Raw genomic sequence first — 23,958 nt, 5'->3', positions numbered from 1 at the left:
CATTGCCGGTAGTGCGAGCCAACAGTGTGTAAGCTCGCAGGGCGATGTGCAATACAATAGCCCTCCTGTGTCTTATCTTAGCCCGCGGAATTCACCATGCTCTGGCCTAGTTCACTGCTTTCTGGTCGCCTGCTGCGACGCTACAAGCGTTTCCTCGCCGATATCGAACTGGATAACGGCGAAGTGCTGACCGTTCACTGCCCCAACACGGGGGCGATGACCGGGTGTGATTTGCCCGGCAGTCCCGTCTGGGTCAGTCACAGCGATAATCCCAAGCGCAAATACGCGTACACCTGGCAGCTGGTCGAGGTGGCGGGACAGCGCATCTGTATTCACTCTGCACTGGCCAATACGGTGGTGGCGGAGGCACTGGATGAGGGTGTCATTGGCGAATTGGCGGGTTATGAGGGCTATCGCCGCGAGCAGCGTTTAGAGGGGAGCAGTCGTGTGGATTTCCTTCTTCATGGCGGCGGACTGGCGGCCTGTGCACTGGAAGTAAAGTCGGTCACGCTGCATATCGGTGATGGCGAGGGGCGTTTCCCTGATGCCGTGAGCCAGCGCGCCCGACGTCACGTTCAGGGTTTGCAGGCCAGGGTGGAAGCCGGTGAGGCGGCGGGACTGCTGTTTGCCGTCTTGCATGAGGGGATTGAGTCGGTCGCGCCGGCGGCGGAGATCGACCCCGCCTATGCCGAAGCGCTGGCATCAGCCGCCAAGGCCGGCGTGGAGGTGCTGGCGTACCGGGCGAGTATTGATCCCGTTACGGGGATGCGTCTGACGACGGCGGTGCCGGTAGCGCTTTAGCCCGCCTCGCTCAGAACTTCGTCCAGTAGCAGGGCGCCGTTTTCAACCCGGCAGCGCAGTGCTTGCAAGGCATCGCCGACACAGGGGCCGGATACGCACTCGCCGTTTTCAATCAGAAACAACGCGCCGTGGGTGGCGCATTGAATCAGGGTTTCCTCCACGTCGAGGAACTGATCTTCCTGCCAATTCAGTTCGATACCCAGGTGCGGGCAGCGGTTGCGGTACAGGTAGACCTCGCCATGCTGCCGCACCGCGAACAGTGCGTGTCCCTCGTATTCCAGGCTCTTGCTGCCGGGGTCGGGAATATCCTCAATCTGGCACAGTGTGGTCACAGGTCTTCATCTCCGGCGGGTTCGGGCGAGGCGATACCCAGCTCGCGCTCCCGGGCAAAGGCGTGGCGGATCGCAGGCAACATGCGATCGACGGCCTCGCGGCCCTCGGCAATCGCTTCGGCGGCGCCACCGAAATCCAGCAATCCAATATGACCGAGTCGCGGCCAAAGCATGATGTCGGCGGGTTCCCCGGCAAGACGCGAGCGGGTAATCCGGTCCTGCATAATATTGATGGAATTCATCATGACCCCGAGGGTGCCCGGCGGCTCCGGCTTTTTCTCGGTCGGCGAACGCCAGTTATTGGCGGCTTCCTTTACGCTGTTGGCAAAGCGAGAGAATGCCGCGGCGAATTGCGATTCCTCGTCACCATCGGGCAGGGGTGGCAGTTCGTCTTCGGACTCCTCTTCCTCTACCTGCTCTTCGGCTTTGCTGGTCTCGGGCGCGCGGCTGTCCCGGTCAACTTTGCGGCGTCCTACCAGATCGCTGTTCAGGTCGACACCGATAGTGATATCCGCGCCCAGTGCGCGGCATACAGAAACGGGCACAGGATTCACCAGTCCGCCGTCAACCAGCCAGGAGTCGCGGTAGCGCACCGGCGTCAAAATACCGGGGATCGCCATCGAGGCCCGCACGGCATCCCAGATGGGGCCTCGCTGTATCCAGACCTCTCGGCCCCGATACAAATCCGTGGCGACGGCGGCGAAGGGTAATGGCAAGTCTTCGATGTCGGGATTGCCGTACTCTGCCATAAAGTATTCGATAAGACGTGTCGCGTGGGCGACGCCACCGGCGGCGGTCAGGCTGACGCTCATGTAGTGGAAGACCTGAGTACTGCTCAACGACTGTATCCATTCAGAAAAATCGTTCAGATGCCGCGTGAGGTAGCAACCGGCGATCACCGAGCCAATCGATGTGCCCACAACAATGTCGGGGCGAATCCCCAGTTCTTCCAGACGCTGTATAACGCCGATGTGAGCCATACCCCGCGCTGAGCCGCTGCCCAGCGCCAAGGCAATTTTCTTACTGCTGCCTGTGTGTGATTCCACAGAATGCTCTCCCGGTTTTGCGGCGGTATCGTTGCCGGTAGTATGATGCCACGACAGTAAACGGGCACGCTAATCAATACGGGCGGGAATGAGCGACTACCAACTCAGTAAAGCGCTGCTGACCGGGCGCGATGATGCCGTTATGGTCGGTGTGTTGGACCGTCCGGTGCATCGTGCCCTGGTGGCACCGTTCCAGGCACTGCGTGACGATGCTGCCCGTGCCGGCTTTGACTTGCGCATCGTCAGCGGTTTCCGCAGTTTTGATCGCCAGTTGGCGATCTGGAATGCCAAGGCCAGCGGCCAGCGGACGCTGCTGGACAGTCGTGGTTGTGAACTTGCCTTTGAAACGCTGGACGAATCGGCGCTGGTTGATTGCATACTGCGTTGGTCGGCGCTGCCCGGCGCATCCCGCCATCACTGGGGCAGCGACATTGACGTGATTGATGCGGCCGCTGTGCCGGATGACTACGAAGTGCAGCTCACGCCCGCTGAAGTGGAAGATGACGGTCCCTTCGCGCCCATGCATGACTGGTTGGACAAGCAGTTGAGCAACGGTGCCGGATACGGCTTTTTTCGGCCGTATAACGAAGATCGTGGCGGCATCGCGCCGGAGCGCTGGCATCTGAGTTACGCGCCACTGTCTGCGCGTTGTGAGGCGGCGTTGCGTCCCGCCGTTTTGCGGCAGCAGCTCGAAGACAGTGAACTGCTATTGAAGGCGAATGTACTGGCACGGCTGGATGAGCTGTTTCGCCGTTATGTGTCGGTGCCTGCTGAAGTCTACCCCTCGGCGTACGCACCACTGCTGGTGGAAGGAGAAAGGGAGTGAGTTTGACCGTAGAACAGCTTTGGACGGCGATGTTGGCCGAGGCGGAAGCCTTTGGGCGTAGCGAGCCGGTACTGGCCAGCTTCTACCATGCCAGCATCCTCAATCACGGCAGCTTTGCCCGTGCACTGAGTTTTCAGATTGCCTCCAAGCTGGGCTGCGACTCTGTGCCCGCCATGCTGATCCGCGATGTGGCCGCCGAGGTCTATGTGGCCGATCCCGATGTGTTGGCCTCGGCGGTCGCTGACATCTGTGCACACTACGATCGTGATCCCGCCTGCGACAACTACGGCATGCCGTTTTTATACTTCAAGGGCTTTCAGGCAATACAGGGCCAGCGTATTGCCCATTGGCTCTGGAGACAGGGGCGCGAATCTCTGGCGCTGTTTCTTCAAAACCGCATTGCAACGGTGTTTGATGTCGATATCCACCCGGCTGCCCGCATTGGCGCCGGTATCATGGTGGATCACGCTACGGGTGTGGTGATTGGAGAAACCGCGGTCATCGGCAATAACGTCTCCATGCTGCACTCGGTCACGCTGGGTGGTTGCGGCAGTGGCCGCGGACCCCGACACCCGCAGATTGACGACGGGGTGCTGATTGCTGCCGGTGCCAAAGTGCTGGGTAATATCCGCATTGGTGAGGGCGCCAAAATTGCCGCCGGCAGTGTGGTGCTCAATGCCGTGGCGCCACACACCACCGTTGCGGGCGTTCCCGCTCGACCTGTGGGCACGACGTCCAAAGACATTCCCGCCTTGAATATGGATCAGCAGATCAACGGCGACGGCTGACCCCGCTTTTTGAACCCAGATCACGTAATTCGGCATAGCGGCTTGATTATTTCGTCAGAGCGGTTAGATTACACATGTTTTGTATTGTGACGTTGCTCGATTGCCTGCAGCGTTGTCGACTGACCCCATAATAAGAAAAGCAAAAAAGACGAGGTGCTTGTGAGCGTTAAGCTACTGGATAACAAGGCTTTTTACGGCTACAGAGTACGCCGTACCGTTGCCGGTGAACTGTATCAGGAATATTTTTCGCTGAAAAAAGACGGCAAGCGACTGGATGGTCGCGCCATGAAAGTTGTGGAAAAGGAAGCCATTGCCCGGGATGAAGAGCTAGAAGCCCAACAGCGACGCTTTTTGGAAGAAACCAAGGAAGACCGCTGCTTCAAACCGGACGGTACGGTTCGCGGCATCAGCTATCTGCTGAAAACGGAGAAGAGTGGCAATCTCACCCCTATTTTTCAGGTGGGCGTTGCCTCCAAACTGGAAAACAAAACCGTGTGCACCAGCTTCTCGCTCAATGCGCACGGCAGTGAAGAGGCCTGGCAGAAGGCGGTTGAAGCCTACGCCAGACACAAATCCATTCACAAAAACTCCAAGCTGTATCAGCGCCTGCTAAAGGCCAAGCCCAACGTCGCCAGCTAGACCTCAGGCCGCCAGCAGGCGGTCCAGGCTGCGCTGACGAAGCGGTTTGACTGCGGCCACCGCTAGCAGCAGCAAAGAGCCAATCGCTATCCATTGCGGCAACATGGCGCTGTGGCTGCCGTGGGCAACCGCAATTTCCCAGCCGAACTGTGCGATCAGGGCGTCCAGAATCAATCCCGCGGCAATGCTGATGGTCGATACCGTACCGAGGTAGGCGATCAGCGCTCGCTGTCCCAACTCCTTGTAGACCATGCCTACAGCGGCAATATTGCTGGCGGGGCCCGCCAGCATGAAGACCAGTACCGCACCCGGAGAGACCCCTGCAAGCAGCAGGCCCGCCGCGATCGGCGTTGAGGCGCTGGCGCAGATGTACATGGGAATGCCGATCAGCACCATCACAATCATTGCCAGCGGACCGCGTCCCCATTCGGCCAGCCAGGCCTCGGGCACGAAGGTCTGAACGGCCGCGGCAAAGAACATCCCGACCAGCAGCCAAGGCAGCATATCTTCGAGCAGACGTCCGAAGGTAAAGCTCAGTCCCTGCTTCCAACTGGTTTTGGATGCGGCGTCGGCTTTCTTGCTGCTGCAACAGCAGGATTGCTCCTCTTGCTGTTTGACAGGGGCGCTGTGGTCGGCCCAGCCGCTAAGCAGACCTGCGGCTATTGCGTTAATCACGGCAACGACAGGGCGAGCGATGGTCAGCACAGGACCGAGCAGCCCATAACTCAGGGAAATCGAGTCGACGCCGGTTTCCGGTGTGGAGATCAGGAACGACGTGGTGGCCCCCTTGGAGGCGCCAGCCCGTCGCAGCCCCAATGCCACCGGCAGAACGCCACAGCTGCACAGTGGCATGGGGGCGCCCAGCAATGCGGCCTTGACCACTGGGCCGACGCCGGGTCCGCCGAGCTGTTTCTCAAGCATCGCCGCGGGCAGCCAGGCTTTCATCAAACCGGCGAGAATCAGACCGAAGACCAGCAGGGGAGCGGCGTCCAGGCTGAGCAGGTAGAGATTTTCCAGAAATGCCATCATCGGGCGCGCTCCATCGCGGGCTCTTCAGGTTCTAGGGCGTGAAGAATGCTGCAGTGGTCGGCGGGGACATCGCCGCCGCAGCAGGCGTGAACGACTTTGCTCAGTGCGTCGCGCATGGCTTGCAGTTCGGCAAGTTTGCGATCGACCTGAGCCAGCTTGCTCTCGGCAATACTGCGCACGTCGCCGCAGGAGTTAGCGGTGGGATCAACGCGAATCGCCAGCAATTCGCGAATATCCTCCAGGCTGAAACCCATGGTTTTGGCGCGGAGAATAAAGGCCAGTTGGCGCTCAGATTGATGGTTGTAAAAACGGTAGCCGTTGCCGCTGCGCCCGGTGGCCTGAAGCAGGCCTTCGCGCTCGTAGTAGCGCAGTGTTTCCACGCTGCAGCCCAGGCGGTTGGCGAGTTCGCCGATGCGAAGTTGACTCATGGTGCGCTCCTGAAAGTGGGGAACATGGGTCAAGCATAAACCTTGTAGATTACTATAGGGTCAAGGGTTGTCCGGTGAAAAGAGGCAAATTGTCGCGGCCCAAAAAAAAGCCCGGCAGACCTTGCGGTGTGCCGGGCTTTTGCGTGGTATGTCGCTTAGCCTTTATAGGCTGCAGCGGCTTTTTCCACTTCGGCCATGGCTTCGGCGCTGCCTGCCCAGCCGTCAACTTTCACCCACTTGCCCTTTTCGAGGTCTTTGTAGTTCTCGAAGAAGTGCTCGATTTGCTGGATCAGCAGCTCGGGCAGATCAGAAGGCTCTTTGACGTCTTTGTACAGTACGCTCAGCTTGTCGTGGGGAACGGCCAGCAGTTTGGCGTCCTGGCCAGCTTCGTCGCTCATGTTCAGGATGCCGATAGGACGGGCGCGAATCACAGAGCCGGGAACCACGGGGTAAGGGGTAACAACCAGTACATCCAGCGGGTCGCCATCTTCAGACAGGGTGTTGGGGATGTAGCCGTAGTTGGCGGGGTAGAACATCGGGGTTGCCATGAAGCGGTCAACCATCAGTGCGTCGTAATCCTTGTCGATTTCGTACTTGATGGGGCTGCTGTTAGCGGGGATTTCGATGGCAACAAAGATGTCGTGTGGCAGCTCTTTGCCTGCCGGAATAGAGTTGTAGCTCATGGTGGTCGTCCGTTTCTTGTGAGATTGCGGGGTTGAAAAATTCGCGGGGATTATAAACTGCTGCGAGGGTGATTACCAAAATTGGCGCACGCTGTGGGCCGTAGAGCTTGTTCGGGTCCGGTGATACCATGCCCCCCACGATTATCGGCCGAAGCAGACGCAATGCACATTCATATTTTGGGAATCTGCGGCACCTTTATGGGTGGCCTCGCTATTCTGGCGCGGGAGCTGGGGCACCGCGTGACCGGGTCCGATGCCAATGTCTACCCGCCCATGAGTACACAGCTCGAAGCGCAGGGTATTACCTTGATGGAGGGCTATGATCCCAGTCATCTCGATCCGGCGCCGGATCTGGTGGTGGTGGGTAACGCCATGTCGCGAGGTAACCCGGCGGTGGAGTACGTGCTCGAGCGCGGCCTGCGCTATACCTCCGGCCCTCAGTGGCTGAGTGAGCAACTGCTGCAAGACCGCTGGGTACTGGCCTGTTCCGGCACCCACGGCAAAACTACCACCAGCAGCATGCTGGCCTGGGTGTTGGAAGATTGCGGCTACCAGCCGGGTTTTCTGATTGGCGGCGTGCCCGCCGATTTTGGTCAGTCGGCCCGTCTGGGTCAGTCCGATTTTTTTGTCATTGAAGCCGACGAGTACGACAGCGCCTTCTTCGATAAACGTTCCAAGTTTGTTCACTACCGCCCGCGTACCCTGATTATCAATAACCTCGAATTTGACCACGCCGATATTTTTGATGATCTGCACGCGATTCAGCGCCAGTTTCACCACGTGGTGCGCACGGTGCCGGGCACCGGGCGAATTATTGCCCCGGCGAGGGTGGAGTCTATTGACGAAACGCTGGCCATGGGCTGCTGGAGCGAAGTCGAGCGTTTTGCCTGCGATGATGACTGGCAGAGCCGCGATGCCAGTGCCGACTTCTCGCGCTTTACGGTCTGCTTTAAAGGGCAGCCATTGGGTGAAATCTGCTGGTCTCATACCGGCGCACACAATGTCGCCAATGCGCTGGCGACGATTGCCGCTGCACGTCATGTCGGCGTGCCACCCGAAAATGCCATTGCCGCATTAAACCGTTTTCAGGGTGTTAAGCGGCGTATGGAGCTGCTCGGCTGTATCGACGGTATTTCGGTGTATGACGATTTTGCCCACCACCCGACGGCTATCGAAACCACCTTGCAGGGGCTGCGTGGGCGGGTGCAGGATGACGGTCGGATTTTTGCGTTGATTGAACCGCGCTCGAATACCATGCGTATGGGTATTTATCGCGACCGGCTGGCGGCCTCGACCGCAGCGGCGGACGAGGTGCTGTGGTATCAGCCGCCCGGTTTGGATTGGTCGCTGGATGCGGTTATCGCGGGCAGTCAGGTGCCCGCTCGCTTGAGTACGGATCTCGATGATTGTGTCGCGAGCCTGACGGCGGCGCTCAAGCCGGGTGATCATCTGGTGATAATGAGTAACGGCGGTTTTGGCGGCGTTCATCAGCGCCTGCTGGAATCGCTCCGCAACAGGAAAACGGCATGAAGGCTGTCACGCTCGCCATCACCGGCGCCTCGGGCGCACAGTACGGTCTGCGCCTGTTGGAGTGTCTGCTGGCGGCGGGCTGCCCGGTGCATTTCATGATTTCCAAGGCCGCGCTGCTGGTGGTGGCCACCGAGACTGACGACACGCTGCCCGCCAAGCCACAGGCCCTGCATGCGTATCTTGTCGAGCGTTTTGCCTGCCCGCCCGATCAGTTGCAGGTTCACGGTCCGGAAGACTGGATGGCGGCTGTAGCCTCTGGCAGTGGTGCGCCGACGCGGATGGTGGTCTGCCCGGCCAGCACCGGCACGCTCTCGGCTATTGCCTGCGGTGCCAGCAATAATTTGATTGAACGCGCCGCAGATGTCGCGCTCAAAGAGCGGCGGCAGCTGATTCTGGTCACGCGGGAAATGCCCTTGTCCAGCATTCATCTGCAACATATGCTCAGCCTCAGCCAGATGGGGGCGACGATCATGCCCGCGTCTCCCGGCTTTTACCGCCGTCCGCAGTCGGTGGACGACATCGTGGATTTTGTGGTGGCGCGAATTCTCGACCACCTCGATATTGAACAGAGCCTGGTACCCCGTTGGGGGGAATAAACCGGCTCGCCATGGGCGCTGCCAAGCCCGCTTACAGAGAATAAGGAACGACAATGACAGCGCGCCTCGCCGGCCTTTACCAAACGCTTATTCTGCGCAATGCCCTGTGGGTGTTGATTCTGCTGTTTGGCCTGATTGCGTTTCTGGGCAGCTATGTTCCCCAGATGAAGCTGGACGCGTCCTCCGAAGCACTGGTGTTGGAGGGTGATACCTCGCTGGATTTCTTTCGGGAGATAGGCAAGCGCTATCAGACCGAAGAATTTCTGCTGGTGACCTATCAGCCCGAGGCGGATTTGTACGCGCCGGAAACGCTGGATACGTTGGCAAAGTTGCGCGATGAGCTGGCAGAGTTGCCGGGCGTGTCGAGTATCAACTCGATTCTCGATGTGCCGCTGTTGCAGAGCCCGCCGGTCAGTATCAGCGATGTGACCTCCGGCAATATCCCGATGCTCAGCAAGGGCACCGCCGATGTGGAAATGGCGAGGGAAGAGTTTGCCAATAGCCCGATCTACCGTTCCCTGTTGACCAGCCCGGACGGCAGTACCACCGCCCTGCAGGTCAATCTGCAGCGTGACGAGCGCTACTTTGAACTGGTAAACGAGCGCGATGCCCTGCGTCAGCAGGCCAAGCTTGAAACGCTGAGCCCGGAGCAGCAGGCAGAGCTGGAGCGGGTCGAAAATATCTTCGACGACTATGTTACCGAGGTGCACGAGCGTCAGGAGGTGCTGGTTGCCAAGGCGCGCGACGTGCTGGATGGCTATCGCGACGGTGCCCGCCTGTTCCTCGGTGGTGTGCCGATGATCTCTGTCGATATGATCGACTTTGTGAAGAGCGATCTGAAGGTGTTCGGCAGTGGCATTCTCGCCTTCATTATTTTCCTGCTGCTGGTGATTTTCCGCAGTCCGCGCTGGGTACTCATTCCTCTGCTCAACTGTGTGGCCACCGTGGTCTTTATGATGGGGCTGCTGGCCTTCCTCGATTGGCGACTGACGGTGATTTCGGCCAACTTCGTCGCACTGCTGCTCATCATCACGCTGGCGATCACCATTCACCTGGTGGTGCGCTATCGCGAAATTGCCGCGCTGTCGCCCAGTAGCAACCAGATGGAGCGGGTCAGCGAAACCGTGCGCGTGATGGCCAAGCCCTGTTTTTACACCGCACTGACAACGCTTGTGGCATTCGCCTCGCTGGTGATCAGCGGCATTCGTCCGGTGATCGATTTTGGCTGGATGATGACGATGGGGGTGACCTCAGCGCTGCTGCTCAGCTTCCTGATCCTGCCCTGTATTCTCATGCTGCTGCCGACCCGCGATGAAAAAGGCGGCGACAGTGGCGACGCATCGTTGACGCTGTATTTCGCCCGCGCCACTGAACGTTTCGGCGGTACCATTATCACTGTGTCGCTGGTGATGCTGGTGGCGAGTGCCTGGGGCATCAGCCAGTTGAAAGTGGAAAACCGGTTTATCGACTACTTCCACGAAGACACCGAAATCTATCAGGGCATGGAGACCATCGACGCCGAACTGGGCGGCACCATTGGTCTGGATGTGATTCTGGATCGCCCTGATGTGGCATCGGCTCCGTCCGACGGCGGTGAATTCGACGACGCCTTCTCCGAAGACTTCAGCAATGCCGACGATTTCGCCCCGCCGCAAGATGATTTCGCCGACGATTTTGGCGAGGACTTCGGGGATGACTTTGGCGGTGGCGCTGCCAGCTCTCCGCAGAGCGAGTGGTTTACTGTGGCCGGTATGCGCCGGATCAAGGAGGTGCACGATTACCTCGATAGCCTGCCCGAAACCGGCAAAGTGCTGTCGCTGGCGACCTTCTATGAACTGATGCAGCTTGTCATGGGTAATGTCGATGACCTGCAACTGGCACTGGCGCAGCGTTCGCTGCCCGAGTCGATCACCAATATTCTGGTCGATCCCTATCTGTCGGTGGAGGCCGACCAGGCGCGGATCAGTCTGCGCGTGAAAGAAACCAGCCACAGCCTGCACCGCGACCAGTTGCTGAAAGACGTTCGTCAGCACCTGATTGACGAACTGGGTTTTGAGGAAGATCAGGTGCGCCTGACCGGCCTGCTGGTGCTGTACAACAATATGCTGCAAAGCCTGTTTACCTCGCAGATACTGACGCTGGCGGCGGTATTTGTCGCGATTCTCGCCATGTTCGTGGTGCTGTTCCGCAGCTTCAGTCTGGCCATGATTGCGCTGACGCCCAATCTGCTGGCCGCCGGTGCAGTGCTCGGCGGCATGGGACTGGTGGGTATTCCTCTGGATATGATGACCATTACCATCGCGGCGATTACTGTCGGCATCGGTGTGGACGATACCATCCACTACGTGCATCGTTTCCGTTCGGAATTCCCCAAAGACCGTAACTATCTCGCCACCATGTACCGCTGTCACGGCAGTATCGGCAAGGCCATGTACTACACCTCGGTCATCATCGTGTTCGGCTTCAGTATTCTGGCGTTGTCCAACTTCACGCCGAGTATCTACTTTGGCCTGCTCACCGGCTTGGCGATGGTGGCGGCGCTGATGGGCGCTATGCTGTTGCTGCCCAAGCTGATTCTGCTGGTGAAACCGCTGGGGGCGGAAGACGCCAATGGCCGCTGATCGCCAACACGACTACCCGCTGTTCCCCTTGCGCTCGGTGCTGTTTCCGGGCGGGCGCATGGCGCTGCGGATTTTCGAACAGCGCTATCTCGATTTGGTGCGTAGCACCCTGCGGGAGCAAGCCAGCTTTGGGGTGATTCACCTTCACCAGGGCAGTGAAGTCAACGGCGACGATCAGCGCCCGCAACTGGCCGTGGTCGGCTGCGAGGCCCACATTGTCGACTGGGATCAGACTGATGATGGATTACTGGGGCTGGTGGTGGAAGGCGGTCGCCGTTTCCGTCTGCACAGCAGTGCGCAGGATGCCAGCGGTCTCCATCGCGGAGCCGTGGAGTGGCTCGACGAAGTCGAGGATATTCCTTTGCCCGAAGAGGCCGATGAGTTGGCGGCGTTGCTGTCGCAGTTGCTCGATCACCCCCACGTGCAACGCATGGGGATGAGTGGCGAGGTCAGCGGCACAGGCGACCTCGTCAATCGGCTCGCACAACTGCTGCCACTTGAACCTGCCGATGTGTACCCCTTGCTGGAAGTGGATGATCCGCTGCAGCGCCTCGATGTTTTGCACGAACTGTTGGAGCGCGTCTCCGGCTAGGCCGGGCCCATCCGCGCACTGCGCGTCGCTGGCGCGTAGTGAGTCCCCGCCCATTCCGGTATACTGTCCGCCTTTTTCTCAATACCCGCCACGCGCACTGTTTCAAGGGGATTTGCGTCGATGGACATCAAACAATACATGCAGCAGCTCGGGCAGCAGGCCCGCGCCGCTGCGCGTGTTCTGGCTGCTGCAGACAGCGGCGCCAAAAACCGGGCTCTGGCGGCGATCGCCGAGGCTGTGGACGCTTCGCGCCAAGCCATTGCCGAGGCCAATCAGAAAGATCTGCAAGCCGGCGAAGCCGCGGGTCTGGATGCCGCGATGCTGGATCGTCTGGCGCTGACCCCGGCGCGTATCGACGGAATTATTGAAGGGCTGAAGCAAGTTGCGGCGCTGCCGGACCCGGTGGGTGAAATCAGCAATATGAGTTACCGCCCCAGTGGCATACAGGTCGGTAAAATGCGCGTGCCCCTCGGCGTGGTGGGCATTATTTATGAGTCCCGTCCCAATGTGACGGCCGAGGCGGCCAGTCTCTGCCTGAAATCCGGCAATGCTGCCATTCTGCGTGGCGGCTCCGAGGCCATTCACTCCAATCAGGCGCTGGCCGCCTGTATTGCGACCGGCCTCAGTCAGGCCGGCTTGCCCGAGTCGGCAGTACAGGTGGTGGAAACCACCGATCGCGCGGCGGTGGGTGAGCTGATCACCATGCCCGAGTATGTCGACGTGATTGTTCCGCGCGGTGGCAACGGACTGATTGAACGCATATCCCGCGATGCCAAGGTGACGGTGATCAAACACCTGGACGGCATTTGCCACGTGTATATCGATGATGAAGCCGATGCCGACAAAGCCCGGGCCATTGTGCTGAACGCCAAGGCTCAACGCTTTGGCACCTGCAATACGCTGGAAACCCTGCTGGTTGCCGAGAGTCGCGCTGAAGAAGTGCTGCCGCCCATTGCGGAAGATCTGCAGGCGGCGGGCGTGGAGCTGCGCGGTTGTCCCCGCACTCGTCAGGTGCTGATGGGTGCCGTGGAAGCCAGTGACGAGGACTGGGCGACGGAATACCTGGCGCCGATCCTGTCGGTCAAAGTTGTCGCCGGTATCGACGAAGCCATGGATCATATCGACCGCTACAGCTCCGGCCACACCGAGTCGATTGTTACCGAGAACTACACGCTGGCGCGTCGCTTCCTGCGTGAGGTGGATTCCAGCTCGGTGATGGTCAATGCCTCCACCCGCTTTGCCGACGGCTTCGAGTATGGCCTCGGTGCGGAGATCGGCATTTCCACTGACAAGATTCACGCGCGCGGTCCGGTGGGGCTGGAAGGCCTGACCTCCCAGAAGTGGATCGTGTTCGGCGACGGACACGTGCGCAGCTAAGCGCCGCTCATGACGACTCCACATCGCCACATTGTGGTGTTTGGCGGCACCTTTGACCCCATTCACCACGGCCACCTGCGTTCGGCGATCGAACTGAAGGAACTGCTGGGCGCAGACGAGCTGCGCCTGATGCCCAGTCACCGTCCTCCGCTGCGCGGCGAGCCGGGGGCGAGCAGCCAACAGCGCCTGACCATGGTGCAGGCGGCGGTAGAGGGTGAGCCCGGTTTACGGGTGGATGATCGCGAATTGGGGCGGGATGCGGCGTCCTACACCGTAGAAAGTTTGCGCGACTTGCGCGCCGAGCTGGGTGAGGCGGTGACCCTGACCATGGTCGTGGGCAGCGATGCCTACGCCCGGCTGCAACATTGGCAGCAGTGGTCATCCCTGCTTGATTACGCCCATCTGCTGGTGCTGGAACGCGCCGATTACCCGCTCGAGGCGGCGCCGGAAGTGGCGATGGCGATGAATGCGCGCCGGGTGTCGCATGTGGCTGATCTGGCAAGTGAACCCGCTGGCAAGTTTGCCAGTGTCCGCCTGCGCCAGCTGCCGATTTCTGCCACCGATATTCGCGAGCGTGTCGCCTGCGGCCGTTCGATTCGCTATTTGCTGCCCGATGTTGTGGCAGCACACATTGCCCGTTGGGGCCTTTATCAAACCAAGTAAGCAAACCAGTAAAACAGGAAGCCTAAATTAATGGCCGTTGAGGAATTGAAAAAGCGGGTCATCGACGCTCTTGAAGATGTGAAAGGGCGCGATATCACCACCCTGGATGTGCGAGGCATCAGTGGTGTGACCGACTACATGGTGGTGTGCAGCGGCACCTCGTCCCGCCATGTTAAATCTCTGGCCGACAATGTCTGGGTCGAGGCCAAAAAGGCCGGCTATACGCCGCTGGGTATGGAAGGTCAGCAGAGCGCCGACTGGATTCTGGTGGACTTCGGTGATCTGGTGGTTCACGTCATGCTGCCCGAAGCCCGTCAGTTCTACGATCTGGAGCGCCTCTGGCAAGTTCCGGCTGGCGGCGGTGATGAGAGTTAGCCTGATTTGTATCGGCAGTAAAATGCCCGACTGGGTCGAGGCCGGTGTTGCCGAGTACCGCAAACGCCTGCCCGCCGACGTGCAGTTGGATATCCGCGAATTGCCGCTGGGCAAGCGCGGCAAGAACACCGACATTCGCCGTGCGATTACCCAGGAAGGCGAGGCCATGCTGGCCGCCGTGGGCAAAGGTGATCGTATTATTGCGCTGGATGTGAAAGGGCGCTCGATCAGCACCGAGTCGCTGTCGAGTTCACTGGATCAATGGCGTATGGACGGCGACAACGTGAGTATTCTGGTGGGCGGTCCCGACGGCCTCGCCAGCGAATGCCTGTCGGCGGCTGCAGAAAAATGGTCGCTGTCGGCAATGACCTTGCCACACCCACTGGTTAGAGTTATGTTCGCCGAGCAGTTGTATCGCGCTTGGACGATACTCGCCAATCACCCCTACCACCGCTGATAATGGCCAGACGACACCGACGGCAGTTGCTTAAAAACACCTACCGCGAGCGCAGCATTTACAAGCGCCGCATGCTGGTGTGCGCGGTGATGCTGGTGATGATGACCGGGGTACTGGTCTACCGTTATACCCTGCTGCAGATCATCGACTACGACGTGTACAAAACCCAGTCGGATCGCAACCGCATTCAGCTGATGCCCATCGCCCCCAAGCGCGGTCTTATCTTTGATCGCAACGGCATTCTGCTGGCTGAGAATATTCCCAGCTATACGCTCACCGTTGTTCGCGAGCGGGTGAAATCGCTGGATGACACGCTGGCGATTATCGCCGAGCTGATCGAACTCGATGACGATGACATTCAGCAGTTTGAAAAGCGGTTGAGCCGTCGTCGCCCCTATGAGGAAGTGCCGCTTAAATTCCGCCTCACCGAAGAAGAAATCGCGGTGGTCGCGGTCAACCGCCACCGAATTCCCGGCGTTGAAGTGAATGCCCAGTTGGTGCGCCACTATCCGCACGGTGAACTCTTTGCCCACGTGTTGGGTTATGTCGGGCGTATCAGCGAGCGCGAGGTCGACGAGATCGACCCGGTCAACTACAGCGGCACTCACCACATCGGCAAAATCGGTCTGGAAAAATACTACGAAGATCTGCTGCACGGCACTGTCGGTTATCAAAACGTGGAGAGCAACGCCCACGGCCGAATTTTGCGCGTGCTGGAGCGCCATGACCCGCTGCCCGGCGGAGATATTCGCTTACACCTCGATGCCCGTGTACAGCGCATTGCCATGAAAGCTATGGCGGGGCGACGCGGCGCGGTCGTGGCGATCGATGCCGCTACCGGCGGGGTTATCGCGATGGTCAGTTCGCCCAGTTACGACGCCAACCTCTTTGTTAACGGCATCAGCAGTAAAAACTACCGCGCCTTGCAGGAAGATCCCGATCTGCCGCTGTACAACCGCTCTTTGCAGGGCCAGTACCCTCCGGCATCAACCATCAAGCCGGTCTGGGCACTGGCCGGTTTGTATTACGGTGTGGTGACCCCGTCGACCCGCTTTGCGGATCCCGGCTGGTTCAGTCTGCCTAATGACACCCGCCGCTATCGTGACTGGAAGCGCGGCGGCCACGGCACCTATGTCGACATGAACGAGGCGATTGCAGAAAGCTGCGATGTTTACTTCTACGAACTGGCCTACAAACTCGGCATTGACCGTCTTTATGACTTTGGCACGCGCTTCGGTCTGGGCAATGTGACCGGCATCGACAATACCAACGAGCGTGCCGGGTTGCTGCCATCGCGAGCGTGGAAAGAGGCTACCCGTGGCAGCCACTGGTATCCCGGCGAGACCATCAACGTGGGCATCGGTCAGGGCTTTATGCTGGCCACGCCGCTGCAGATTGCGGTGGCGACCTCGGTGATTGCCTCTCGTGGAGAGCTGCGCGCGCCGCGCCTGCTGGCGTCTGTGGCGGGAGAGCCGGTTGAAGCGCCGCTGCTGGGCAAAATGGAAGATGTGCCCGAGAGCGCCTGGAATGCTGTCGTACGCGGCATGGAGGAAGTGATCTACGGTGTGCGCGGCACGGGCCGGTCGTTGCGCCGTGGCCTCGACTACCGCCTGGCGGGCAAAACCGGTACCGCGCAGGTGGTGAGTATCGCCGAGGGTGAAAAGTACGACTCCGAGGCACTGGAGAAGCGCAAGCGCGACCACGCCCTGTTTGTGGCCTTCGCACCGGTGGAAGATCCCCGGATCGCGGTGGCGGTTATCGTCGAGAACGGCGAGAGCGGTGGCGGGGTGGCTGGCCCGGTCGCGCGGGCGGTCATTGATGCCTACCTGAGTGGTGCCGATCAAGTGGCGCCGGTTCCCGAGGTAAAGAGCGATGAATAATTCCGATTTCCTGCGCCAGTTACCCGGTGGCGCCGGGCCTATGCACAGCCAGCGCAGCCTGTCTCAGCGCCTGCGTATCGATCCGATTTTGCTGGTATTGCTGTTGATCCTCAGCGGTGTGGGACTGGCGGTGCTGTACAGCGCCAGCGATGAGAACAGCGCCGTGGTGCTGCGTCAGGGACGCTTCCTGTCCGTCGCCTTTGTGGTGATGTTGCTGGTCGCACAGCTTCACGCCGAGCAGCTTCAGCGCTGGGCGCCCTTTGCCTTTGCGGGGGTGGTCATTCTGCTGCTGGCGGTGGATTTTGTCGGGGTGGGGGCCAAAGGTGCGCAGCGCTGGCTGTCGCTGGGTGGCTTCCGCTTTCAGCCCTCGGAGCTGGCCAAGTTGATTATGCCAATGACGGTGGCGTGGCATTTGTCCTCTCATCCGCTGCCGCCGGGCTGGCGACACACGGCGGTGAGTCTGATTCTGATCCTTGTCCCCACGGTTCTGGTGGCGACACAGCCGGATCTGGGGACCTCGATTCTTATTGCCACCTCCGGGGTGTTCGTGCTGTTTCTCGGCGGTATTAGCTGGGCGTTTGTGGCCTCGTGTATGGCGCTGCTGGCGGCGGCGGCGTGGCCGATGTGGCACTTTGTGCTGCACGATTACCAGCGCCAGCGGATTCTCACCTTGCTGAATCCCGAAAGTGACAAGCTGGGGGCGGGGTGGAACATCATTCAGTCCAAAACGGCCATCGGTTCAGGGGGCTTTGAAGGCAAGGGTTGGTTGCTGGGCACCCAGTCGCACCTCGATTTTCTGCCGGAAAGCCACACCGACTTCATCATTGCGGTACTGGCGGAAGAACACGGCCTGCGCGGGGTCTTGCTGCTGTTGCTGCTCTACGGCCTGATCATCGGGCGCGGTGTGTGGATTGCCACTCAGGCAAAACATTGCTTCGGACGCCTGTTGGGCGGGAGTATTATCCTCACTTTCTTTGTCTACGTATTCGTTAACATGGGCATGGTCTCCGGGCTGCTGCCGGTGGTGGGGGTTCCACTGCCGCTGGTCAGTCAGGGGGGCACCTCCCTTGTGACATTGTTGGTGGGTTTTGGCATATTGATGGGAATCTGTGCCGACGAGCGGCTGGTGCACCAATAACCAGTCTTGCGCCCGCGCAAGGGGTCTGACTTAGCGCAGATCGAACAGTCCGAAATAAAGAGAGATAACGACGGTGAAATTTCTAAATCTGATGTCTGCGGTGCGTTTGCGCCACGCCTTCGCCGCCACACTGCTGGCGCTGCCTGCACTGGCCAGTGCCGATTACCGCCAGCATGCGCTGGCCGATGAGTTTGTGAACAAAATGGTCGAGGAACACAGCTTCGACCGCGACTGGGTGGAAGGCATTCTCGCCGAGGCCGAGAAGAAGCAATCTATTATTGATGCGATGGAGCGCCCCGCGGAGTCGGTGATGACCTGGGGACGCTACCGCAAAATTTTCATTCAGGACTCCCGCATCGATCAGGGCGTGGCATTCTGGAAAGAACACGCGGATACCCTGGCCCGTGCCGAAAAGGAATTTGGTGTTCCCGCTGAAATGATTGTGGGCATCATCGGTGTCGAGACCCGCTATGGCCGCAACAAAGGCAGCTACCGTGTAGTCGATGCGCTGGCGACACTGGGCTTTGATTTTCCGCGCCGCAGCAAGTTTTTTCTCGGCCAGCTCGAGCAGTATCTGCTGATGGTGCGCGAGCAGGATTTTGATCCGCTCAGCTTCAAGGGCAGCTACGCCGGTGCCATGGGCTACGGCCAGTTTATTCCCAGCAGCTATCGCGCTTACGCGGTGGACTTTGACGATGACGGTCAGGCTGACATTGTTACCAATGTGGTCGATGCCATCGGCAGTGTTGCCAACTACTTCGCCCGTCACGGCTGGCGCAATGGCGAGCCGGTGGTTGCCGGTGCCGTGTTGTCAGAGAGCGTCGATGACAGCCTGTTCAATGCCGGCCTGAAGCCGGTAAAAACCATTGCAGACTTGAAGAAAGCCGGTATTGGCAGCGATCGTAAACTGGCCGCCGATGCCAAGGCGACCGCCATGAAACTGGACGGTGACGACGGCGACGAATACTGGGTGGGCCTGCATAATTTCTATGTGATTACCCGCTACAACCACAGTGCCATGTATGCCATGGCGGCGCACCAGCTCAGTCAGATGGTGGCGGCGAAATACCACAGTGAGGTTGCCTCCAACTGATGCGTACACTGCTGATTGTTGCTCTAGCGCTGCTGGCCGCCTGTAGCCAGCAGCCCACTCGCGTAAGCGACTCGGGGCCGGTTTGGGTCCCCACAGAAAAAGACGGCGCCCCCGCCGATATTCTCGACCCCAACAGCATTGCCGATGCGGTTCCTCAGCCCGAGGTGATTCGTCTGGCAGGCAACTCCAACCCCTACACGGTGTTGGGTAAAACCTATCGACTGGTCGACGATCACCGTGGCTTTACCCAGCGCGGCGTGGCGTCGTGGTATGGCACCAAGTTTCACGGTCAGCGCACGGCCAATGGCGAGGTGTACAGCCTCTACGACATGACGGCGGCCCATCGCAGCCTGCCGATTCCGGTCTACGTCCGGGTGAAGAATCTCGATAACGGGCGCGAGGCCGTGGTCAGAGTCAATGATCGCGGCCCCTTCCACGAAGACCGGATCATTGATCTGTCCTACGCGGCGGCGGTGAAACTGGGCTTTGCCGAGAAGGGCACGGCGCCGGTGGAAATTGAAGTCATTGACACGGATAATATCGGCAGCAAAGACCGCGCCCCCGACGCCCAGTATTACCTTCAGGTGGCGGCGTTTTCGCAACTGACATCGGCCCAGCAGTTAGAGGCCTCGCTCAGCAGCGGCTTGCCGTATCCGGTTATGGTGGCCAGTCAGCAGTCGGCCGAACGCGCGATTCACCGGGTGCGCATCGGACCGCTGCCCGATTACCCCTCGGTACAGGCGGCCAAGCAGGCGTTGCGCAGCCGCTGGACCGGAGAACCCAGCCTGATCGTGGATGAGCGCCGTTAACTCCGAAGCAGCACGAACTGCCACAGCAACCTCAATAGGAAGAAAGGTCCCGTTTTGAAACGCTTAGTGTTTGCCCTCGTCGCCGTACTCACCTCGGTGAGCGCCCTGGCCCAACCCAATCTGGTTCCGGCGCCGCCCGCCGTGGCCGCCTCTGCTTACCTGCTGATGGATGCCGACAGTGGCGAAGTGCTGATCGAGCACAATGCCGATGAGCGACTTCCCCCGGCCAGTCTGACCAAACTGATGACCAGCTACGTGCTGAGCTACGAGCTGGAACGCGGTCAGGTCAGCAATCAGGACATGGTCACAATCAGCAAAAACGCCTGGGCTCAGAACCCGATTTTTGCCGGTTCCTCACTGATGTGGATCGAAGTCGGCAAGCAGGTAAGCCTGGGCGACCTGCACAAAGGCGTGGTGATCAGCTCCGGTAACGACTCCAGTGTTGCCGTGGCGGAATACCTGGCGGGCAGTGAAGAGGCCTTTGCCGATATTATGAACCGCCATGCCGACATGCTCGGTCTGGAAAACACCCATTACATGAACTCCCACGGCCTGCCGCATCCCGAGCATTTCACCTCGGCCCGCGATCTGGCCATTCTCGCTCGGGCGATTATCGGCTTTGACAAGGAATATGCGCTCTACAGCGACAAGGAGTTCACCTTCAACGGGATTCGCCAGAACAACCGCAATGGCCTGTTGTGGACCGACCCCACCGTCGATGGCCTGAAAACCGGCCACACCAGCGAAGCCGGCTACTGTCTGGTGTCTTCCGCCAAGCGTGAAGGCATGCGCCTGATCTCTGTGGTCATGGGAACCAAGAGCGAACGCAGCCGCGAGCGCGAGACGCAAAAACTCCTGTCCTACGGCTTCCGTTACTTTGAAACCCATCACCTGTATTCAGCGGGTACGGAGCTGACCAATGCCAAAGTGTGGAAAGGCGAGGAGGCCAATGTGTCGCTGGGACTGCGCGACGACGTCTACCTGACTATCCCGCGCGGCAAAGTCGACGCTCTCAACGCCCAGTTGATTGTCGATGATGTGCTGACCGCGCCGATCACCGCCGACAGCGAATACGGCGAACTGGTCGTGAGCCTTGATGGCGAAGAAAAGGTTCGCGCCCCGCTCGTGGCCTTGAAAAACGTCGAGGAAGGCAGCATTTTCAAACGCCTGTGGGACAGCATTGTGCTGTTCTTCCTCAATCTGGTGTCCTGAGAGGCCGCGTGAGTCAGCAAGAACCCCCGAAAATTGAATTTCCCTGCGATTACCCCATCAAGGTTATCGCCGACAACCATGACGAGGCCCGAGGCCTGGTCATGGACGTCATGCAGCGCCACGCCGCGCCGCTGGCAGAGAACTGCGTCAGTGAGCGCCTGAGCCGTGAAGGCCGCTTCATGTCGATGACCATCACCATTACCGCCACCGGAGTGGAGCAACTGGAGAGTATCCACGTTGATCTGAAAGCGACCGGCGTCGTGAAAATGGTGCTGTGATGGAGCTGCATCAGCGACGTTTGGGTCGTCAGGCCTACGAGCCGGTGTGGCGTGCCATGCAGACCTACACTGACCAGCGCGACGAGCACAGCCGCGACGAAATCTGGTTTCTGGAGCACGATGCCGTGTTCACCCAGGGGCAGGCGGGCAAGGCCGAGCACATTCTTATGCCGGGCGATATTCCCGTGGTGCAGGTCGATCGCGGTGGGCAGGTTACCTATCACGGGCCCGGTCAGCTTGTGGGCTATGTGCTGATCGACCTGAAAAGACGCGGTATCGGCGTTCGGGATTTGGTTACCGCCATTGAAGAGAGTATCGTAGAGACCCTGGCTGATCTGGGTATTCCCGCTCACCCGCGTGCCGACGCACCGGGGGTTTACGTCGAAAGCGGTGCCAAAATCGCCCAGCTCGGTTTGCGTGTCAGGCGCGGTTGCAGCTTTCACGGTTTGAGCCTGAACGTCGATATGGACCTCAGCGTTTTTCAGCGTATCAACCCCTGCGGCCATATCGGCATGGCCGTCACCGATATTCGCAGTGAGCGCGATGCAAACGCCGCCACGCAAACACAACTGATGGACAGTCTGGCCGCCAATCTATCAACGCGGCTGGATTACAGTGCCAGCCCCGTGCTGGACGACACACAACTACCCGCCTGATACCCAGGCACTGAGGCAAGCAATGAGTGAGCAAGGCCAAGACAGCGCCGTAAGCAAACGCCCCGCCGTAAAAAAAGTCGTACAGGGTGAAAAACTGCGCGGCGCCGACAAGGTTGCCCGCATCCCGGTCAAGGTCATTCCCACCGTTGAACTGCCCGCCAAACCCAAATGGATTCGCGCCAAGCTGCCTGCCAGCCCGGAAATCAGCCGCATCAAGCAAATTCTGCGCAAGCACAAGCTCGCCTCGGTGTGCGAAGAGGCTGCCTGCCCCAATCTGGGTGAGTGCTTCAGTGGCGGTACCGCCACATTCATGATCATGGGGGAAATCTGTACCCGCCGCTGCCCCTTCTGCGATGTTGCCCATGGGCGCCCCAACGCCCTGGATGAAAACGAGCCCGTTGAGCTGGCCGAAGCCATTGCTGAAATGCAGCTTAAATACGTGGTAATCACCTCGGTTGACCGCGATGACCTGCGCGACGGTGGTGCCCAGCATTTCGCCAACTGCATTCGCGAAACCCGCGCCCGTACCCCCGGTATTCGCGTGGAAGTACTCGTGCCAGACTTCCGTGGCCGCATGGATGTCGCTTTGGATATTCTCGAAAAAGAAGCGCCGGATGTGTTCAACCACAACCTGGAATCCGTGCCGAGTCTCTACAAAAAAATCCGTCCAGGGTCTGACTACCAGTGGTCACTCGACCTGCTGAAAAAATACAAAGAGCGTCGCCCCGATGTGCTGACCAAATCCGGCCTGATGCTGGGACTGGGTGAAACGGCTGACGAGCTGATTCAAGTCATGAAAGACATGCGCGCTCACAACATCGACATGATCACCCTCGGCCAGTACCTCCAGCCCAGTCGCGATCACCTGCCCGTCGACCGCTTTGTCACCCCGGAAGAATTCGACGAATTTGGCCGTATCGCCGAAGAACTCGGCTTCAAAAGCGTGGCCAGCGGCCCGCTGGTGCGCTCGTCTTACCACGCCGACAAACAAGTCGACCTCAGCCTGCTGAAATAGCTCAAGCTTCTGTAAACAGGCCGCTTAAGGGGCTGCGCACACCGTGTGCGCCCTGTTTCAATACATGGGTGTAGATTTCCGTAGTTTTCACGTCGCTGTGGCCCAGCTGTTGTTGCACCGTGCGAATATCGGCGCCTGCCTGCAATAAATGGGTGGCGAAACAATGTCGCAGCGTGTGTGAAGTTACATTCTTGCGCAATTTGGCACGCAACGCGGCAGCGCGAATATGCTTGTTGAGGGCCGACTCGTCGAAATGATGGCGCCGAATCAATTTCTCGTAGGGGTCGATGCTGAGTCTGCAGGCGGGAAACAGATACTGCCACGCCAGGCTCTTGATGGCGTTGGGGTACTTTCTTGCCAACGCATCAGGCATCCACACGCCAGCAAAACGCGTGTCGGCTATATCGGCGATTAAGTAGCGTTCAACAACGACCATCTGTCGGCGCAGCGCCGGTATCAGCTCAGGCGCTAGCGTTACCAGACGGTGCTTTCCACCTTTGCCCTGCCATATCTGCAGCTGCAAATTATCGAAGTCGATATCCTTAATGCGTAGGCGCAATAGCTCCATACGACGAAGGCCAGAAGCGTAGAGCATCGACACCATCAATTTCGGTGTGCCTTCCAGCGCATTGAGCAGGCTTGCAATCTCATTTCGGGTTAATACCACTGGCAGTTTGCGTTGCGGCTGAGCACGACGAAATCGACCGATACTCCCCAGGGGCTGTTCAAGGTATTGGTTATAGAGAAACGCCAATGCGTTGAGCGCGATAGCTTGTGTAGCCGCGGAAACGCGGCGTTCGCAGGCGAGATAACTAAGAAAAGCCTCGACCTCTGCGCCACCTATCTCAGTCGGATGGACCTTGCCATGAAAGAGAATGAAAAACTTGATCCAGTAGCTGTACGACTTTACTGTACGTAAACTGTAGCGACGCACTAGCATGTGCTCCCGCAATGACCGAAGGAATGGTGAAGTGCTCATAATGACAATCCCTGTCAGTAGCATGTATGTATATACAGTATATCCCGATATCTCCTTCCTGCCAGTGAAATGGCCCTGTTATTCGTCGCGGAAAAACCTGATTCCGAAATATAGA

At 59.2% G+C, this 23,958-nt stretch carries 26 protein-coding genes; 20 read left to right on the top strand and 6 right to left on the bottom strand.

Annotated elements, in window-relative coordinates; all coding sequences use genetic code 11:
* Positions 1 to 96: 96 nt before the first annotated feature.
* Positions 97 to 801: a DNA/RNA nuclease SfsA gene (gene sfsA / locus AC5DB9_RS10925; protein ID WP_272992351.1), complete on the top strand. Its 705-nt coding sequence runs from the start codon at positions 97 to 99 to the stop codon at positions 799 to 801.
* Here sfsA and AC5DB9_RS10920 read toward each other — a convergent pair.
* Both AC5DB9_RS10920 and AC5DB9_RS10915 read right to left on the bottom strand, forming a co-directional pair.
* A complete protein-coding gene (locus AC5DB9_RS10920) occupies positions 798 to 1,133 on the bottom strand; it encodes a Rieske (2Fe-2S) protein (protein WP_272992352.1) in 336 nt (111 codons plus the stop codon). The genes sfsA and AC5DB9_RS10920 overlap by 4 nt on opposite strands.
* The gene (locus AC5DB9_RS10915; protein ID WP_273009147.1) at positions 1,130 to 2,179 is read right to left on the bottom strand and encodes a patatin-like phospholipase family protein; all 1,050 of its coding nucleotides are present in this window, start codon (positions 2,177 to 2,179) and stop codon (positions 1,130 to 1,132) included. Before AC5DB9_RS10915 ends, AC5DB9_RS10920 begins: the two co-directional genes overlap by 4 nt.
* An 88-nt stretch (positions 2,180 to 2,267) precedes the next feature.
* Between AC5DB9_RS10915 and AC5DB9_RS10910 the strand changes: the two genes are divergently transcribed.
* The 3 genes from AC5DB9_RS10910 to AC5DB9_RS10900 all read left to right on the top strand — a co-directional run bounded on the left by AC5DB9_RS10910 (position 2,268) and on the right by AC5DB9_RS10900 (position 4,432).
* Positions 2,268 to 3,005 carry a M15 family metallopeptidase gene (locus tag AC5DB9_RS10910; protein WP_272994346.1) on the top strand — a complete coding sequence of 246 codons (738 nt, stop codon included), beginning with the start codon at positions 2,268 to 2,270 and terminating at the stop codon, positions 3,003 to 3,005.
* Between the two features lie 29 nt (positions 3,006 to 3,034).
* Positions 3,035 to 3,793 (top strand): serine O-acetyltransferase, encoded by a 759-nt coding sequence (cysE, locus tag AC5DB9_RS10905; protein ID WP_037510072.1) that lies wholly within the window; start codon positions 3,035 to 3,037, stop codon positions 3,791 to 3,793.
* 159 nt (positions 3,794 to 3,952) lie between these two features.
* Complete coding sequence (locus tag AC5DB9_RS10900; RefSeq protein WP_028968600.1) at positions 3,953 to 4,432, top strand: hypothetical protein; 480 nt, start codon at positions 3,953 to 3,955, stop codon at positions 4,430 to 4,432.
* Between the two features lie 3 nt (positions 4,433 to 4,435).
* Here the strand turns inward: AC5DB9_RS10900 and AC5DB9_RS10895 are convergent, their stop codons facing one another.
* The 3 genes from AC5DB9_RS10895 to ppa form a co-directional block, all read right to left on the bottom strand.
* Positions 4,436 to 5,461 carry an SO_0444 family Cu/Zn efflux transporter gene (locus tag AC5DB9_RS10895; protein WP_272994347.1) on the bottom strand — a complete coding sequence of 342 codons (1,026 nt, stop codon included), beginning with the start codon at positions 5,459 to 5,461 and terminating at the stop codon, positions 4,436 to 4,438.
* Positions 5,458 to 5,889, bottom strand: a complete 432-nt coding sequence (gene zntR, locus AC5DB9_RS10890) for a Zn(2+)-responsive transcriptional regulator (protein WP_022960693.1) — start codon at positions 5,887 to 5,889, stop codon at positions 5,458 to 5,460. The genes AC5DB9_RS10895 and zntR overlap by 4 nt, the downstream gene beginning before the upstream one ends.
* 155 nt (positions 5,890 to 6,044) lie before the next feature.
* On the bottom strand, positions 6,045 to 6,572 hold the full coding sequence (gene ppa, locus AC5DB9_RS10885; protein WP_022960694.1) for an inorganic diphosphatase: 528 nt from the start codon (positions 6,570 to 6,572) through the stop codon (positions 6,045 to 6,047).
* 162 nt (positions 6,573 to 6,734) lie between these two features.
* On the opposite strand from ppa, the gene mpl reads away from it, so the two are divergent.
* From mpl to lipA, 16 genes are all read left to right on the top strand, one after another.
* Entirely contained in the window at positions 6,735 to 8,102 is a 1,368-nt protein-coding gene (mpl, locus tag AC5DB9_RS10880; protein ID WP_272994349.1) for a UDP-N-acetylmuramate:L-alanyl-gamma-D-glutamyl-meso-diaminopimelate ligase, read from the top strand.
* Positions 8,099 to 8,698, top strand: a complete 600-nt coding sequence (locus AC5DB9_RS10875) for a flavin prenyltransferase UbiX (protein ID WP_272994351.1) — start codon at positions 8,099 to 8,101, stop codon at positions 8,696 to 8,698. Before mpl ends, AC5DB9_RS10875 begins: the two co-directional genes overlap by 4 nt.
* 53 nt (positions 8,699 to 8,751) lie before the next feature.
* Entirely contained in the window at positions 8,752 to 11,319 is a 2,568-nt protein-coding gene (locus AC5DB9_RS10870) for an efflux RND transporter permease subunit (RefSeq protein ID WP_272994352.1), read from the top strand.
* Positions 11,309 to 11,911 (top strand): LON peptidase substrate-binding domain-containing protein, encoded by a 603-nt coding sequence (locus AC5DB9_RS10865; RefSeq protein WP_272994354.1) that lies wholly within the window; start codon positions 11,309 to 11,311, stop codon positions 11,909 to 11,911. The genes AC5DB9_RS10870 and AC5DB9_RS10865 overlap by 11 nt, the downstream gene beginning before the upstream one ends.
* A gap of 81 nt (positions 11,912 to 11,992) precedes the next feature.
* Positions 11,993 to 13,288 (top strand): glutamate-5-semialdehyde dehydrogenase, encoded by a 1,296-nt coding sequence (locus AC5DB9_RS10860; RefSeq protein ID WP_272994360.1) that lies wholly within the window; start codon positions 11,993 to 11,995, stop codon positions 13,286 to 13,288.
* Between the two features lie 9 nt (positions 13,289 to 13,297).
* Positions 13,298 to 13,951 (top strand): nicotinate-nucleotide adenylyltransferase, encoded by a 654-nt coding sequence (gene nadD, locus AC5DB9_RS10855; RefSeq protein ID WP_272994356.1) that lies wholly within the window; start codon positions 13,298 to 13,300, stop codon positions 13,949 to 13,951.
* Positions 13,952 to 13,981: 30 nt separating this feature from the next.
* On the top strand, positions 13,982 to 14,326 hold the full coding sequence (gene rsfS / locus AC5DB9_RS10850) for a ribosome silencing factor (protein WP_022960700.1): 345 nt from the start codon (positions 13,982 to 13,984) through the stop codon (positions 14,324 to 14,326).
* On the top strand, positions 14,316 to 14,783 hold the full coding sequence (gene rlmH, locus AC5DB9_RS10845) for a 23S rRNA (pseudouridine(1915)-N(3))-methyltransferase RlmH (RefSeq protein ID WP_022960701.1): 468 nt from the start codon (positions 14,316 to 14,318) through the stop codon (positions 14,781 to 14,783). Before rsfS ends, rlmH begins: the two co-directional genes overlap by 11 nt.
* A 2-nt stretch (positions 14,784 to 14,785) precedes the next feature.
* Positions 14,786 to 16,663, top strand: coding sequence for a penicillin-binding protein 2 (gene mrdA, locus AC5DB9_RS10840; RefSeq protein WP_272994358.1), 1,878 nt, complete (start codon positions 14,786 to 14,788; stop codon positions 16,661 to 16,663).
* Positions 16,656 to 17,801: a rod shape-determining protein RodA gene (gene rodA, locus AC5DB9_RS10835; RefSeq protein ID WP_022960703.1), complete on the top strand. Its 1,146-nt coding sequence runs from the start codon at positions 16,656 to 16,658 to the stop codon at positions 17,799 to 17,801. The genes mrdA and rodA overlap by 8 nt, the downstream gene beginning before the upstream one ends.
* A 73-nt stretch (positions 17,802 to 17,874) precedes the next feature.
* The gene (mltB, locus tag AC5DB9_RS10830; RefSeq protein WP_022960704.1) at positions 17,875 to 18,894 is read left to right on the top strand and encodes a lytic murein transglycosylase B; all 1,020 of its coding nucleotides are present in this window, start codon (positions 17,875 to 17,877) and stop codon (positions 18,892 to 18,894) included.
* Positions 18,894 to 19,703, top strand: a complete 810-nt coding sequence (locus AC5DB9_RS10825) for a septal ring lytic transglycosylase RlpA family protein (protein WP_272994359.1) — start codon at positions 18,894 to 18,896, stop codon at positions 19,701 to 19,703. Before mltB ends, AC5DB9_RS10825 begins: the two co-directional genes overlap by 1 nt.
* A 54-nt stretch (positions 19,704 to 19,757) precedes the next feature.
* The gene (locus tag AC5DB9_RS10820; protein WP_028968603.1) at positions 19,758 to 20,915 is read left to right on the top strand and encodes a D-alanyl-D-alanine carboxypeptidase family protein; all 1,158 of its coding nucleotides are present in this window, start codon (positions 19,758 to 19,760) and stop codon (positions 20,913 to 20,915) included.
* Between the two features lie 8 nt (positions 20,916 to 20,923).
* Positions 20,924 to 21,193, top strand: coding sequence for an HP0495 family protein (locus AC5DB9_RS10815; protein ID WP_022960707.1), 270 nt, complete (start codon positions 20,924 to 20,926; stop codon positions 21,191 to 21,193).
* Complete coding sequence (gene lipB, locus AC5DB9_RS10810) at positions 21,193 to 21,849, top strand: lipoyl(octanoyl) transferase LipB (protein ID WP_272992719.1); 657 nt, start codon at positions 21,193 to 21,195, stop codon at positions 21,847 to 21,849. Before AC5DB9_RS10815 ends, lipB begins: the two co-directional genes overlap by 1 nt.
* A gap of 22 nt (positions 21,850 to 21,871) precedes the next feature.
* Positions 21,872 to 22,864, top strand: a complete 993-nt coding sequence (gene lipA / locus AC5DB9_RS10805) for a lipoyl synthase (protein ID WP_022960709.1) — start codon at positions 21,872 to 21,874, stop codon at positions 22,862 to 22,864.
* A gap of 1 nt (position 22,865) precedes the next feature.
* Here lipA and AC5DB9_RS10800 read toward each other — a convergent pair whose 3' ends face one another.
* Positions 22,866 to 23,843: an integron integrase gene (locus tag AC5DB9_RS10800; RefSeq protein WP_272992716.1), complete on the bottom strand. Its 978-nt coding sequence runs from the start codon at positions 23,841 to 23,843 to the stop codon at positions 22,866 to 22,868.
* Positions 23,844 to 23,958: the final 115 nt, after the last annotated feature.

The organism is Spongiibacter sp. (assembly GCF_984394615.1).
This window is presented reverse-complemented; position numbering and strand designations above follow the sequence as displayed.

Bases quoted from the DNA above. Each gene is read 5' to 3' on its own strand.
- rsfS (WP_022960700.1), top strand. From the start codon at position 13,982: ATGGCCGTTGAGGAATTGAAAAAGCGGGTCATCGACGCTCTTGAAGAT.
- mpl (WP_272994349.1), top strand. From the start codon at position 6,735: ATGCACATTCATATTTTGGGAATCTGCGGCACCTTTATGGGTGGCCTC.
- AC5DB9_RS10825 (WP_272994359.1), top strand. From the start codon at position 18,894: ATGCGTACACTGCTGATTGTTGCTCTAGCGCTGCTGGCCGCCTGTAGC.
- lipB (WP_272992719.1), top strand. From the start codon at position 21,193: ATGGAGCTGCATCAGCGACGTTTGGGTCGTCAGGCCTACGAGCCGGTG.
- sfsA (WP_272992351.1), top strand. From the start codon at position 97: ATGCTCTGGCCTAGTTCACTGCTTTCTGGTCGCCTGCTGCGACGCTAC.
- nadD (WP_272994356.1), top strand. From the start codon at position 13,298: ATGACGACTCCACATCGCCACATTGTGGTGTTTGGCGGCACCTTTGAC.
- AC5DB9_RS10910 (WP_272994346.1), top strand. From the start codon at position 2,268: ATGAGCGACTACCAACTCAGTAAAGCGCTGCTGACCGGGCGCGATGAT.
- ppa (WP_022960694.1), bottom strand. From the start codon at position 6,572: ATGAGCTACAACTCTATTCCGGCAGGCAAAGAGCTGCCACACGACATC.
- AC5DB9_RS10875 (WP_272994351.1), top strand. From the start codon at position 8,099: ATGAAGGCTGTCACGCTCGCCATCACCGGCGCCTCGGGCGCACAGTAC.
- lipA (WP_022960709.1), top strand. From the start codon at position 21,872: ATGAGTGAGCAAGGCCAAGACAGCGCCGTAAGCAAACGCCCCGCCGTA.
- mrdA (WP_272994358.1), top strand. From the start codon at position 14,786: ATGGCCAGACGACACCGACGGCAGTTGCTTAAAAACACCTACCGCGAG.
- AC5DB9_RS10895 (WP_272994347.1), bottom strand. From the start codon at position 5,461: ATGATGGCATTTCTGGAAAATCTCTACCTGCTCAGCCTGGACGCCGCT.
- cysE (WP_037510072.1), top strand. From the start codon at position 3,035: ATGTTGGCCGAGGCGGAAGCCTTTGGGCGTAGCGAGCCGGTACTGGCC.
- rlmH (WP_022960701.1), top strand. From the start codon at position 14,316: ATGAGAGTTAGCCTGATTTGTATCGGCAGTAAAATGCCCGACTGGGTC.
- zntR (WP_022960693.1), bottom strand. From the start codon at position 5,889: ATGAGTCAACTTCGCATCGGCGAACTCGCCAACCGCCTGGGCTGCAGC.
- AC5DB9_RS10870 (WP_272994352.1), top strand. From the start codon at position 8,752: ATGACAGCGCGCCTCGCCGGCCTTTACCAAACGCTTATTCTGCGCAAT.
- rodA (WP_022960703.1), top strand. From the start codon at position 16,656: ATGAATAATTCCGATTTCCTGCGCCAGTTACCCGGTGGCGCCGGGCCT.
- AC5DB9_RS10800 (WP_272992716.1), bottom strand. From the start codon at position 23,843: ATGAGCACTTCACCATTCCTTCGGTCATTGCGGGAGCACATGCTAGTG.
- AC5DB9_RS10865 (WP_272994354.1), top strand. From the start codon at position 11,309: ATGGCCGCTGATCGCCAACACGACTACCCGCTGTTCCCCTTGCGCTCG.